Genomic DNA, 13,471 nt, shown 5'->3' with positions numbered 1-13,471 from the left:
ATGGATTTGTCACAGCTAACACCACGTCGTCCGTATCTGCTGCGTGCTTTCTATGAGTGGTTGCTGGACAACCAACTCACGCCGCACCTGGTGGTGGATGTGACGTTGCCTGGTGTGCATGTTCCAATGGAATATGCACGCGACGGGCAGATTGTCCTGAACATTGCACCGCGTGCGGTGGGGAATCTGGAGCTGGCTAACGACGAAGTGCGTTTTAATGCGCGTTTTGGCGGTGTTCCGCGTCAGGTTTCTGTGCCGTTAGCAGCAGTGCTGGCTATTTATGCGCGTGAAAACGGTGCCGGAACGATGTTTGAACCGGAAGCGGCCTATGACGAGGATGTTGCCAGTCTTAATGACGATGATGTGACATCTGGCACAGAGAGCGAAACCGTTATGTCAGTCATTGACGGTGACAAGCCGGATCATGACGATGACAACAGCCCGGATGACGATCCGCCGCCGCCGCGAGGTGGTCGACCGGCATTACGTGTTGTTAAATAGATGAAAACAGGCCCAGTGAGGCCTGTTTTTGATCGTGCCGACCACGGTTTCACCCTCCTTCCAATCCTGTGTTACGATGAGCCTGCTGTTGTTTGTCACCGTGACTCGCAAATAGGTCTTATGAACGCATTCGATTCGCAAGCAGAAGATTCTCCCGCTACCATTGGGCGTAGCCTTCGCCGTCGTCCGCTGGCGCGTAAAAAGCTGTCGGAAATGGTCGAAGAAGAGTTAGAGCAGATGATCCGTCGCCGTGAATTTGGCGAGGGGGAACAGTTGCCGTCCGAGCGGGAACTGATGGCCTTTTTCAACGTTGGTCGTCCTTCAGTACGTGAGGCACTGGCGGCGCTGAAGCGTAAAGGTCTGGTGCAAATTAACAACGGCGAACGCGCCCGCGTTTCGCGTCCTTCGGCGGATACCATCATTGGTGAACTGTCCGGAATGGCGAAAGATTTCCTCGCGCATCCAGACGGTATTGCCCACTTCGAGCAGTTGCGCCTGTTCTTTGAGTCCAGCCTCGTGCGTTATGCCGCTGAGAATGCGACAGACGAACAAATCGATCTGCTGGCAAAAGCACTGGAGATCAACAGCCGGTCGCTGGATGACAATGCGCTGTTCATTCGTTCAGATGTCGATTTTCATCGCGTGTTGGCGGAGATCCCCGGCAATCCGATCTTTATGGCGATCCACGTTGCGCTGCTGGACTGGCTGATCGCCGCTCGCCCGACCGTGCCGGATCGTGAGCTTTACGAGCATAATAATGTGAGTTATCAGCAGCATATTGCCATCGTGGAGGCCATCCGCCAGCGCGACCCGGATGAAGCCGATCGCGCTTTGCAATCTCATCTCAACAGCGTTTCCGCCACCTGGCACGCTCTCGGTAAAAATTCAAAAACACGTAAGTGATCGCGATCCTGACGATCGTTTAGTGAAGCAGATCGCACTATAAGCGTTCTGTATTGTGCTGCTGCTTATTTGATCTGGTATAACAGGTATAAAGGTATGCAGTCAGATAACACTAATCATGACAGAGGTCGTTATGGCAAAAGATTTACGAGGCGTAATGCCAGCATTGTTAACCCCCTTCGATAACCAGCAAAAACTGGATATTGAGAGCCTGCGCCGACTGGTGCGTTTCAACATCGCTCAGGGTATTGATGGGTTGTATGTAGGTGGTTCTACCGGCGAAGCCTTTGTGCAGAGTTGTGCGGAAAGGGAGCAGGTACTGGAAGTGGTTGCGGAAGAGGCGAAGGGCAAAGTGATGCTTATCGCTCACGTTGGAACGGTCAGCACCCACGAGAGCCAGCAGCTCGCTCGCGCAGCACATCGTTACGGCTTTGATGCCGTCTCTGCGGTAACGCCGTTCTACTATCCGTTCAGCTTCGAGGAACACTGCGATCATTACCGGGCCATCATTGATTCGGCAGATGGCCTGCCGATGGTGGTCTATAACATTCCGGCGTTGAGTGGCGTGAAGTTAACGCTGGATCAGATCAACACGCTGGTGACGTTGCCAGGCGTTGGCGCACTGAAACAAACGTCAGGCGATCTGTTTCAGATGGAACAGATCCGCCGCGCGCATCCGGATCTGGTGCTCTATAACGGTTATGACGAAATTTTCGCTTCTGGCCTGCTGGCCGGAGCGGACGGTGGTATTGGCAGCACTTACAACATCATGGGCTGGCGGTATCTGGGAATGGTAAAAGCACTCAAAGAAGGTGACATCCGGACGGCGCAAAAGCTGCAAACAGAGTGCAATAAGGTTATCGATCTACTGATTAAGGCTGGCGTGTTCCGCGGGTTGAAAACGGTTCTGCACTATATGGATGTGATTTCTGTACCACTGTGTCGCAAGCCGTTTGCCCCTGTAGATGAAAAATATCTGCCGGAACTGAAAGCGCTGGCGGAACAATTGATGGCGGAACGTTCCTGATGGGGTGCCGGATGGCGCTGATGCTTATCCGGCCTACAAAACACAACACGATATGTAGGCCGGATAAGGCGAAGCCGCCATCCGGCAATACAGTAAAAAAATCGTCGGGAGAGTAAAATGAGTACTTCTACCCAAAGCATCCCGTGGTATCGCCATCTCAACCGGGCGCAATGGCGAGCATTTTCCGCCGCATGGCTGGGATATTTGTTGGATGGTTTTGATTTTGTGTTGATTGCCCTTGTGCTGACGGAAGTGCAAGGCGAATTTGGGCTGACGACGGTTCAGGCGGCGAGTCTGATTTCGGCAGCTTTTATTTCCCGCTGGTTTGGCGGGTTAATGCTGGGCGCAATGGGTGACCGTTATGGGCGCCGTCTGGCAATGGTCACCAGTATTATTCTGTTCTCAATGGGGACACTGGCCTGCGGTTTTGCGCCGGGTTACACCACCATGTTTATCGCCCGACTGGTGATTGGCATGGGGATGGCGGGTGAATATGGCTCCAGTGCAACCTATGTAATTGAAAGCTGGCCAAAACATCTGCGTAATAAGGCCAGTGGTTTTCTGATCTCGGGCTTCTCTGTTGGCGCCGTGATTGCGGCTCAGGTCTACAGTCTGGTCGTGCCCGTCTGGGGATGGCGCGCGCTGTTCTTCATTGGCATCCTGCCGATTATTTTCGCGCTCTGGCTGCGGAAAAACATACCGGAAGCGGAGGACTGGAAAGAGAAGCATGCAGGTAAAGCGCCGGTACGCACGATGGTTGATATTCTCTATCGGGGTGAGCATCGCGTCGTCAATATGCTGATGACGATAGCGGCGGCGACGGCACTGTGGTTCTGCTTTGCCGGTGACCTGCAAAATGCGGCGATTGTCGCGGTACTGGGTGTGCTGTGTGCGGTGATCTTTATCAGCTTCATGGTGCAAAGCAGCGGCAAGCGCTGGCCGACGGGCGTTATGCTCATGGTCGTCGTCCTGTTTGCTTTCCTCTACTCGTGGCCGATTCAGGCGTTGTTGCCCACTTATCTGAAAACGGAGCTGGCTTACGATCCTTCCACCGTGGCCCGCGTGCTCTTCTTTAGCGGCTTTGGCGCCGCGGTCGGTTGCTGCGTAGGTGGTTTCCTCGGTGACTGGCTGGGGACCCGTAAAGCTTATGTGTGCAGTCTGCTGGCTTCACAGGTGCTGATCATTCCGGTGTTTGCGATAGGCGGTACTAACGTCTGGGTTCTCGGTTTTCTGCTGTTTTTCCAGCAGATGCTGGGACAAGGGATCTCCGGGATCTTGCCAAAATTGATTGGCGGTTATTTCGATACCGATCAGCGGGCGGCCGGTCTGGGCTTCACTTATAACGTCGGCGCACTCGGCGGGGCGTTGGCACCGATCCTGGGGGCGTTGATTGCTCAGCGTCTGGATCTGGGCACCGCACTGGGATCGCTCTCTTTCAGCCTGACCTTTGTGGTGATCCTGCTGATTGGTCTGGACATGCCGTCTCGCGTCCAGCGCTGGCTGCGACCCGAGGCGCTGCGTACCCATGATGCTATCGACGGTAAACCGTTTAGCGGTGCCATCCCGTTCGGTGGTGATAAAAGCCCCTTAATCAAAAGCAAAAGTTAATCCACTTGCCCGGTCTTGTGCCGGGCAGCATTCGTAAGGGAAGAAGTATGTCGTTACTTACACAACTGGATAAAAACATTGTCGCGCAGGGTGGTCTGATAGTCTCCTGCCAGCCGGTTCCTTGCAGCCCACTGGATAAGCCTGAGATTGTGGCGGCAATGGCGCTGGCAGCAGAGCAGGCGGGTGCCGTCGCGTTGCGTATTGAAGGCGTTGAGAATCTGAAGGCGACGCGAGCCGTAGTTTCCGTGCCGATAATTGGCATTCTCAAGCGCGACCTTGCTGATTCTCCTGTGCGCATCACCGCTTTTCTGGAGGATGTGGATGCGCTGGCCCAGGCCGGTGCGGATATTATTGCTATTGACGGGACTGACCGTGTGCGTCCGGTTCCGGTTGAGGCATTGCTGGCCCGTATTCATCATCACCAGTTGCTGGCAATGACCGATTGCTCCTCGCTGAAGGACGGTCTGGCCTGTCAGGCGCTTGGCGCTGAAATTATTGGCACCACGCTTTCTGGTTACACTACGGCAGAAACGCCTGAAGCACCCGATTTGGCGCTGGTGAAAGCGCTGAGCGAAGCGGGTTGTCGGGTGATTGCCGAAGGCCGCTACAACACCCCGGCACAGGCCGGTGAAGCGATGCGGCACGGTGCCTGGGCGGTAACGGTTGGATCTGCGATTACCCGGCTGGAACATATCTGCGAGTGGTATAACGCGGCGCTGAAAAAGGCGGTGCTATGACGACGCTGGCAATTGATATTGGCGGCACGAAACTCGCCGCCGCGCTGGTAGAGGATAATTTGCAGATTCGCGAACGTCGAGAACTGCCTACCCCCGCCAGTAAGACGTCTCAGGCACTGCGTGATGCGCTTAAAGCGCTGGTGCAACCGTTACAGTCACAAGCGCATCGGGTGGCAATTGCTTCGACGGGCATTATTCGTGAAGGTAACCTGCTGGCAATTAACCCGAGAAATCTGGGCGGGTTGCTTCACTTTCCGCTGGTGCAGACGTTAGAGGCCCTCACCCGTTTGCCGACGCTGGCGGTCAACGATGCACAGGCCGCCGCATGGGCGGAGTATTGCGCCATGGCTGATGATACGCGCGATATGGTGTTTGTCACCGTTTCAACCGGGGTCGGTGGCGGTGTGGTTAGCGGCGGTCAGTTAGTCACCGGCACTGGCGGTCTGGCCGGACATCTGGGACATACCCTCGCGGATCCCAATGGGCCGGTGTGCGGCTGTGGGCGGGTGGGGTGCGTCGAGGCTATCGCGTCGGGACGCGGGATCGCAGCAGCAGCGCAAGGGACGCTTGCCGGATGTGATGCGAAAGCTATTTTCTCCCGCGCGGCAGAAGGCGATGAACAAGCCAGCCGTCTGGTCGCATACTCAGCGCAGGTGCTGGCGCGACTGATTGCCGATACGAAAGCGGTTACCGATTGCCAACGGGTGGTTGTCGGTGGCAGCGTTGGACTGGCGCAAGGGTATCTGACGCAGGTCCGAGCCTGTCTCGAACAGATGCCCCCGGTTTATCACGTTGAATTAAGCGCGGCACATTACCGTCATGATGCGGGACTACTGGGCGCGGCGTTGTTAGCGCAAGGAGAGAAAGGATGATATTGGGTGACGTTCGTACATTATCTGCTGTCGGTCTGCATCCCGTGCTGGAAGAGGCGCTGACGCTGGCGTTGACCGCCAGACCGCAGGAGCAAGACACGGGGCGCGTTGAGCTACGCGGGGACGATATCTTTATGAATGTGATGCAGTTTGCCACGCAATCGCCCACAGCAAAAAAAGCAGAACTGCACGCGCAGTACATTGATATCCAGTTGTTGCTGACAGAGGAGGAGCGCATTCAGTTCGGCGTGGTGGATTCCGCGCGCCAGTGTGAAGAGGTGCATGTCGAGGAGGATTATCAGCTTTGCCGTGAGATTGCTGATTGCCAGACCATTACTCTGCAACCGGGTATGTTCGCGGTGTTTATGCCAGGAGAACCACACAAGCCGGGATGCAATGTGGGTGAGCCGAAAGAGATTAAGAAAGTCGTGGTCAAGGTTCGCGCCAGCCTGTTAGCGGCCTGATAAAGCCGGATGGTTTTCACCATCCGGTTTTACGTTTTTATATTCCGTCCGTTCATCATTCCATCAAAGACGTTTCTGAGGATTCAATTTTCTGCGCTGTCAGTGCTATTTGCGAACGGATGAGTTCATCTGCCAGTAATTTTTCGTCAGGTAATTGCACTTTGTACTCGCTTGCCATCACAGTATTCGGTAAACCGTTCAGCGCGTAGTGGGCTTCTCCAGCCCCTTTCCCCGCACACAGGATTAACCCGACTGGCGGATTTTCCCCAGGCATTGTCCAGTGCTCTTTGGCGTAGTTCAGGTACATGTTCATTTGTCCTGCGTCGGCATAGCTGAATTTGCCCACTTTCAGGTCAACAACTAACAGACAGCGCAGGCGGCGATGGAAGAAAAGCAGGTCGACGCGAAACCAGCTATCGTCAATGCGTAATCGGCGCTGACGGCTGACAAAAGCGAAATCGTCACCGAGCTCAAGCATAAACTCCATCAGATGATTTATCAGTGCTTCTTCCAGATCGGATTCCGAATACACATCCTTTAGATCGAGGAATTCGAGAATAAAGGGATCGCGTATTGCGTGTTCTGGTAAGACGTCGGGCGCGGTGGGTTCTGCCTGTTGCAGCAACGCGGGTTTGTCATGAGACAACAGTGCCCGTTCATAAAACTGAGAAGCGATTTGCCGATCGAGTTGTCGTACCGACCAACCGTTGCGTAATGTCTCTTTCTCGTAAAAGATGCGGGCATCGGCGTTTTTAACCGACAGGAGCCGGACATAAGCTGACCAGGGCAGCGGGAATATCCTGGCGAGTTGTATGAGATTTATAGATTCACCAGACACCGTCTGGTGAATTTCAATATGCTGAAAGTAAAGATAAAAAGCTCTAATTTGACGCAGGTTTCCGGTTGAGAAACCTCGTTTATAGTGCCGGGTTAAATCAACGGACAGTTGCTCAATCAGTTGAGTACCATAAGCTGCCCGCGCTTCACCGCCCTGCTCAAACTCGACAATGCGCCGGCCTATTTCCCAGTATGTCGCCGTCATGATCGCATTGATGTTGCGGACGGTCTCCGTCCTGGCGGTATCCAACAGATGGATAATGCCGTCGTGGATTTGCTGATACTCGCCTGCGTGTTGTGCTGATGTTGTTGCCATCATATTATCCCTGACGTGATAGTCACAGATTGAAAATATATCGCTATCAGTATACTTAAGGGGATATGCGGTCAATTCTTCTCTGCCCATTACATCCACTTACGGCGAAATTTGCGAGCCGCTTTCGAAGAATGGAGGGGGATATTGTGAAGAACAAGGGTGACTCCCCATCCCTGAGCGATTTCTCGGGGCAGGGGAGTCAGAAAGGTTTACTACACTTCCAGCCAGTTCATGATGCCATCAGCGGCTTTGCGACCTTCGGCAATGGCGGTCACCACCAGATCTGAACCGCGCACAATGTCACCACCGGCGAAGATTTTCGGGTTACTGGTCTGGAAGGCGTTGTCACTACCTTCCGGGGCGATGATACGTCCCTGAGAATCCAGTTCGACGCTGTGTTTTGCCAGCCATTCCATACTGTGGGGACGGAAACCGAACGCCATGACCACGGCATCTGCCGGTACGATGTGCTCGGAACCCGGTACGATCTCCGCACGGCGACGGCCTTTCGCATCTGGCGCACCCATTTCGGTACGTGCCATTTTCACGCCACAGACCTTGCCATTGGCATTAACTTCCACACCCAACGGCTGCACGTTGAACTGGAACTCCACGCCTTCCTCGCGCGCGTTTTTCACTTCGCGGCGGGAGCCCGGCATGTTCTCTTCGTCGCGACGATAGGCACAGGTGACGTGCGTTGCGCCCTGACGAACGGAGGTTCGTACGCAGTCCATGGCGGTATCGCCACCGCCCAGCACCACCACGCGTTTACCTTCCATATTGACGTACGGCTCGTCGGTGGTTTCACCAAAGCCCATGATCTGCTTCGTATTGGCGATCAGGAACGGCAGGGCATCGAATACGCCATCGGCATCTTCGTTTTCCAGCCCGCCGCGCATGGACTGATAGGTGCCGACGCCGAGGAATACCGCATCGTACTCTTGCAGCAGGTCGTCGAGCTGTACGTCACGGCCCACTTCCACGTTCAGTTTGAACTCGATTCCCATACCGGTGAAAATTTCACGGCGGCGGGTCATCACCTCTTTTTCCAGCTTAAAGGCCGGAATGCCAAAGGTCAGCAGGCCGCCGATCTCCGGATGCCTGTCAAACACCACGGCCTTTACACCGTTGCGGGTCAACACGTCGGCACAGGCCAGTCCGGCCGGGCCGGCACCGATGATCGCCACCCGCTTGTCGGTCTGGCGAACGCCGGTCATATCCGGACGCCAGCCCATTTCAAACGCTTTATCATTGATATAACGTTCGATGTTGCCGATGGTGACGGCACCAAACTCATCATTCAGCGTACAGGAACCTTCACAAAGTCTGTCCTGTGGACACACGCGTCCGCACACTTCGGGCAGCGTATTGGTCTGGTGAGACAGTTCCGCCGCTTCAAAGATTCGTCCTTCATTGGCAAGCTTCAGCCAGTTTGGAATGTAATTATGAACCGGGCATTTCCACTCACAGTACGGGTTGCCGCAGGAGAGACAGCGGTCCGCCTGCGCTTTTGCCTGACCTTCTGAAAACGGCTCGTAGATTTCAATAAACTCGATTTTGCGGATCTTCAGCGGCTTTTTCGGCGGATCAACGCGCTGCAGGTCGATAAATTGGTATACGTTCTGACTCATTGCTGCTACCCCTTACTGCGCCTGCACACGCAGCTCTGCTGCGCTACGACTACGGTGACCCAACAGTGCTTTCACATCACTGGACTTCGGTTTAACCAGCGCGAATTTGTTGGCGAAGGCTGACCAGTTGGCCAGAATCTCTTCTCCGCGCTGTGAACCGGTATGCTGCACGTGTTCGGTGATCAGGCCACGCAGATGTTCTTCGTGGATAGCCAGTTCATCAACGCCCAGCACTTCGACCAGTTCCGGGTTCACACGTTTACGGAACTCGCCGTCTTCGTCCAGCACGTAGGCGAACCCGCCCGTCATGCCTGCGCCGAAGTTCACCCCCGTTTTGCCGAGGATACAGACGATCCCGCCGGTCATGTATTCACACCCGTTGTCGCCAATTCCTTCCACCACGGTGATTGCGCCGGAGTTACGCACCCCGAAACGTTCACCCGCACGTCCTGCGGCATACAGACGACCACCGGTTGCACCGTACAGGCAGGTGTTACCGATGATGCTCGCCTCATGACTGCGGAAAGCGGAACCAACCGGAGGACGTACTGCCAGCAAGCCGCCTGCCATGCCTTTGCCGACATAGTCGTTGGCATCGCCGGTCAGATACAGTTCCACGCCGCCCGCGTTCCAGACGCCGAAGCTCTGACCTGCCGTGCCGCTGAAGTACGCTTTAATCGGGTCAGAGGCCAGCCCCTGATCGCCGTGGGTCTGAGCGATATACCCCGAGAGCGACGCGCCAACGGACCGATCGGTATTGCGAATATCGAACCAGAAGGTTTTGCTCTGGCGATCGTCGACATACGGCTTCGCCTGTTGCAGCAACTGCGCGTTCAGCACGCCATTATCAAACGGCGGGTTGTTTTCGGTGCAGTACAGCGCTTTGCCAGCCTTAGGCTCCGCGGTTTCCAGCAGCCGGGACAGCGCCAGCTTCTGCTGTTTGGCAGTAAAACCATCCAGTTCTTTCAGCAGGTCGGTACGGCCAATCAGATCCACCAGACGCGTCACGCCAAGCTGCGCCATCAGTTCGCGCGTTTCGCGAGCGATGAACTCAAAGTAGTTGGTTACTTTGAACGGCAGACCGTGATAGTGGTTCTTACGCAGTTTGTCATCCTGGGTTGCCACGCCGGTTGCGCAGTTGTTCAGATGACAAATACGCAGGTATTTACAGCCCAGCGCGACCATCGGACCGGTTCCGAAGCCGAAGCTTTCTGCACCGAGGATCGCCGCCTTGATGATATCCACGCCGGTTTTCAGACCGCCATCGACCTGCAAACGGATCTTGTGACGCAAGCCGTTGGCGACCAGCGCCTGCTGGGTTTCCACCAGGCCCAGTTCCCACGGACAGCCCGCGTATTTTACCGAGGAGAGCGGACTCGCACCGGTGCCGCCGTCATAACCGGCGATGGTGATGAGATCCGCATAAGCTTTTGCTACGCCGGTGGCGATGGTGCCGACACCGGGTTCAGACACCAGCTTCACGGAGATCATCGCTTTCGGGTTAACCTGCTTCAGGTCGAAAATCAGCTGTGCTAAATCCTCGATAGAGTAGATATCGTGGTGCGGTGGCGGGGAGATCAGCGTCACGCCCGGTACCGAGTAGCGCAGTTTGGCGATGTACGGAGTCACTTTATCACCCGGTAGCTGACCGCCTTCGCCCGGTTTCGCGCCCTGAGCGACTTTAATCTGAATGACGTCGGCGTTAACCAGGTACGCCGGCGTAACGCCGAAACGACCGGATGCCACCTGTTTGATGCGTGACACTTTATTGGTGCCGTAGCGCGCCGGGTCTTCGCCGCCTTCGCCGGAGTTAGAATTACCGCCGATGCTGTTCATCGCTTCGGCCAGCGCTTCATGCGCTTCCGGGCTCAGTGCGCCGATCGACATTGCCGCGGTATCAAAACGTTTGAACAGTTCGCTCGCCGGTTCGACTTCCTCGATGCTGACCGCGTTGTCGCCGGGATTAATTGCCAGCAGATCGCGCAGCGTCGTCGCGGGACGTTCGTTAACCAGTTTTGCGTATTCCTGATAGTCGCTGTATTCACCACTCTGAACTGCCTGTTGCAGAGTACGTACTACATCAGGGTTGTAGGCATGGTATTCGCCGCCGTGGACATACTTCAGCAGGCCACCTTGCGTAATCGGTTTACGCGCCAGCCAGGCACGTTTGGACAGGTTCAGCAGATCCTGCTGGAAGTCGGCAAAGCCCGCGCCACCGATACGACTGACCACGCCCTGGAAGCACAGCGCAACGACATCATCGTGCAGACCCACCGCTTCAAACAGTTTGGAGCAGCGGTAGGAGGCAATGGTCGAGATGCCCATTTTGGACATGATTTTGTACAGCCCTTTATTGATGCCGTTACGGTAGTTCAGCATCACGGTACGGTAGTTTTTAGCAATCGCCTGGGTATCGATCAGACGGCCCAGCGTCTCGTACGCGAGGTACGGATAGATGGCCGTCGCGCCAAAGCCCAGCAGCACGGCGAAATGATGCGGGTCACGGGCACTTGCGGTTTCGACAATGATGTTGGCGTCGCAGCGCAGGTTCTGTTCTACCAGTCTTGTCTGTACTGCGCCGACCGCCATCGGGGCCGGTACCGGCAGACGATTCTTGCCGATATTACGGTCCGTTAGCACCAGCAGAACGGTGCCGCTGCGTACCATCTGCTCGGCGGTATCGCACAGCGCTTTAACCGTTTCTTCCAGCGTGGTTTGCGTCGCATCGAAGGTGATATCGAGCCGGTCGGCGCGATAGTGCTCTTCTTTCATTGTGGTGAGCTGTTGGAAATCGGAGTACAGCAGAATCGGCGATTTAAAACTCAGACGGTGCGCCTGGCCTTCCGCTTCGCAGAAGACGTTCATTTCGCGACCGATGCTGGTCGCCAGCGACATGACGTGCGCTTCACGCAGCGGATCGATAGGTGGGTTAGTCACCTGGGCAAACTGCTGGCGGAAGTAGTCGTAAATAATGCGCGGTTGGCTGGAAAGTACGGCAAACGGGGTATCATCACCCATTGAACCGACCGCTTCCTGACCGTTTTCACCGAGTACGCGGAGAACGGAGTCCAGCTCTTCTGCGCTGTAGTTAAACTGTTTCTGGTAGCTGGCGAGCGTATCATCGTCCAGTTCTCGCTGGCCAACCTGATCGTCAGCCAGATCTTCAAACGGCACCAGACGGCGGACGTTTTTTTCCATCCATTCTTTATACGGATGGCGGCTTTTCAGGTCGTCGTCCGTTTCGGCAGAATGCAGAATGCAGCCGCCGCGGGTGTCGATAACCATCAGTTCGCCGGGGCCGACACGGCCCTTTTCGACGACTTCGTCAGGTTGGTAATCCCAGATCCCCACTTCAGACGCGCAGGTGATCAGCTTGTCTTTAGTGATGACATAACGCGCCGGACGCAGACCGTTACGGTCGAGGTTACAGGCGGCAAAACGCCCGTCGGACATCACGATACCCGCCGGGCCGTCCCACGGCTCCATGTGCATGGAGTTAAAGTCAAAGAAGGCGCGCAGATCCGGATCCATGTCCGGGTTGTTCTGCCAGGCTGGCGGCACCAGCAGGCGCATGGCGCGGATGATGTCCATCCCGCCCGCCAACAGCAGTTCCAGCATGTTATCCATAGAACTGGAATCGGAGCCGGTTTCGTTGACAAACGGCGCGGCGTCGTGCAGATCCGGGATCAGTGGGGTTTGAAATTTATAGGTACGGGCGCGAGCCCACTGGCGGTTACCAGTAATGGTGTTGATCTCACCGTTGTGCGCCAGGTAGCGGAACGGCTGAGCCAGCGGCCAGCGCGGCACGGTGTTGGTAGAGAAGCGCTGGTGGAACAGACAGATGGCTGATTCCAGGCGCAGGTCCGCGAGGTCCAGGTAGAAGCGCGGCAGATCCGCCGGCATACACAGACCTTTATAGATGTTGACCAGGTTTGACAGGCTACAGACGTAGAAGTCTTTGTCTTCCTGCAGTCGTTTTTCAATACGGCGACGGGCGATGAACAGACGACGTTCCATATCGCGCGGACGCCAGCCCGCAGGGGCATTCACGAAAATTTGTTCAATACGTGGCAGGGAGGAGAGGGCGATTTCACCCAGTACACCTTCGTTGGTTGGTACATCGCGCCAGCCAACAATTGACAGGGTTTCCTGCTGAAGCTCTTCTTCGACAATACGGCGAGACGCCGCGGCCAGTTCAGGATCTTTGTTCAGGAAGATCATACCGACCGCGTAGTTTTTGGCTAAACGCCAGCCGCGCTCTTCGGCAACGATGCGGAAAAAGCGGTCAGGTTTTTGCAACAGCAGACCACAACCATCGCCCGTTTTACCATCTGCGAGGATTGCGCCACGGTGCTGCATTCGGGCCAGTGCGTGTATGGCGGTACGCACTACCTTGTGGCTAGGTTCGCCTTCTATGTGGGCGATCAGGCCGAAACCACAGTTATCCTTCTCAAGGGATTTATCGTACAACATATCAGTGAACCTCCCCAGGCTCTGCGAGACACCCTTCCGATACCGTTTGCGCACGGGCACACCAAGAGCATGGCGACGGGGTTTGCGTGTTATACGCTTACC

At 55.7% G+C, this 13,471-nt stretch carries 10 protein-coding genes; 7 read left to right on the top strand and 3 right to left on the bottom strand.

What is annotated here, in order from left to right; all coding sequences use genetic code 11:
* The 7 genes from sspB to nanQ all read left to right on the top strand — a co-directional run bounded on the left by sspB (nucleotide 1) and on the right by nanQ (nucleotide 6,112).
* Entirely contained in the window at nucleotides 1-501 is a 501-nt protein-coding gene (gene sspB, locus I6L53_RS20215) for a ClpXP protease specificity-enhancing factor (RefSeq protein ID WP_042325007.1), read from the top strand.
* Between the two features lie 111 nt (nucleotides 502-612).
* A complete protein-coding gene (gene nanR, locus I6L53_RS20210) occupies nucleotides 613-1,404 on the top strand; it encodes a transcriptional regulator NanR (protein ID WP_084196672.1) in 792 nt (263 codons plus the stop codon).
* Nucleotides 1,405-1,537: 133 nt separating this feature from the next.
* Nucleotides 1,538-2,431 (top strand): N-acetylneuraminate lyase, encoded by an 894-nt coding sequence (gene nanA / locus I6L53_RS20205; RefSeq protein WP_042325011.1) that lies wholly within the window; start codon nucleotides 1,538-1,540, stop codon nucleotides 2,429-2,431.
* 117 nt (nucleotides 2,432-2,548) lie between these two features.
* Complete coding sequence (locus I6L53_RS20200; RefSeq protein ID WP_042325013.1) at nucleotides 2,549-4,039, top strand: MFS transporter; 1,491 nt, start codon at nucleotides 2,549-2,551, stop codon at nucleotides 4,037-4,039.
* Nucleotides 4,040-4,086: 47 nt separating this feature from the next.
* A complete protein-coding gene (locus I6L53_RS20195) occupies nucleotides 4,087-4,776 on the top strand; it encodes an N-acetylmannosamine-6-phosphate 2-epimerase (RefSeq protein ID WP_042325015.1) in 690 nt (229 codons plus the stop codon).
* A complete protein-coding gene (nanK, locus tag I6L53_RS20190; protein WP_042325017.1) occupies nucleotides 4,773-5,648 on the top strand; it encodes an N-acetylmannosamine kinase in 876 nt (291 codons plus the stop codon). Before I6L53_RS20195 ends, nanK begins: the two co-directional genes overlap by 4 nt.
* Nucleotides 5,645-6,112 carry an N-acetylneuraminate anomerase gene (gene nanQ, locus I6L53_RS20185; RefSeq protein WP_042325020.1) on the top strand — a complete coding sequence of 156 codons (468 nt, stop codon included), beginning with the start codon at nucleotides 5,645-5,647 and terminating at the stop codon, nucleotides 6,110-6,112. The genes nanK and nanQ overlap by 4 nt, the downstream gene beginning before the upstream one ends.
* A gap of 55 nt (nucleotides 6,113-6,167) precedes the next feature.
* Here the strand turns inward: nanQ and I6L53_RS20180 are convergent, their stop codons facing one another.
* From I6L53_RS20180 to gltB, 3 genes are all read right to left on the bottom strand, one after another.
* On the bottom strand, nucleotides 6,168-7,265 hold the full coding sequence (locus tag I6L53_RS20180) for a PDDEXK nuclease domain-containing protein (protein WP_094464743.1): 1,098 nt from the start codon (nucleotides 7,263-7,265) through the stop codon (nucleotides 6,168-6,170).
* Between the two features lie 212 nt (nucleotides 7,266-7,477).
* Complete coding sequence (gene gltD, locus I6L53_RS20175; RefSeq protein WP_042325023.1) at nucleotides 7,478-8,896, bottom strand: glutamate synthase subunit GltD; 1,419 nt, start codon at nucleotides 8,894-8,896, stop codon at nucleotides 7,478-7,480.
* A 12-nt stretch (nucleotides 8,897-8,908) separates the two neighbouring features.
* On the bottom strand, nucleotides 8,909-13,369 hold the full coding sequence (gene gltB, locus I6L53_RS20170; RefSeq protein WP_042325025.1) for a glutamate synthase large subunit: 4,461 nt from the start codon (nucleotides 13,367-13,369) through the stop codon (nucleotides 8,909-8,911).
* Between the last annotated feature and the right edge of the window lie 102 nt (nucleotides 13,370-13,471).

It is taken from the genome of Citrobacter farmeri (genome assembly GCF_019048065.1).
Taxonomy (GTDB): Bacteria; Pseudomonadota; Gammaproteobacteria; order Enterobacterales; family Enterobacteriaceae; genus Citrobacter_A; species Citrobacter_A farmeri.
This window is presented reverse-complemented; position numbering and strand designations above follow the sequence as displayed.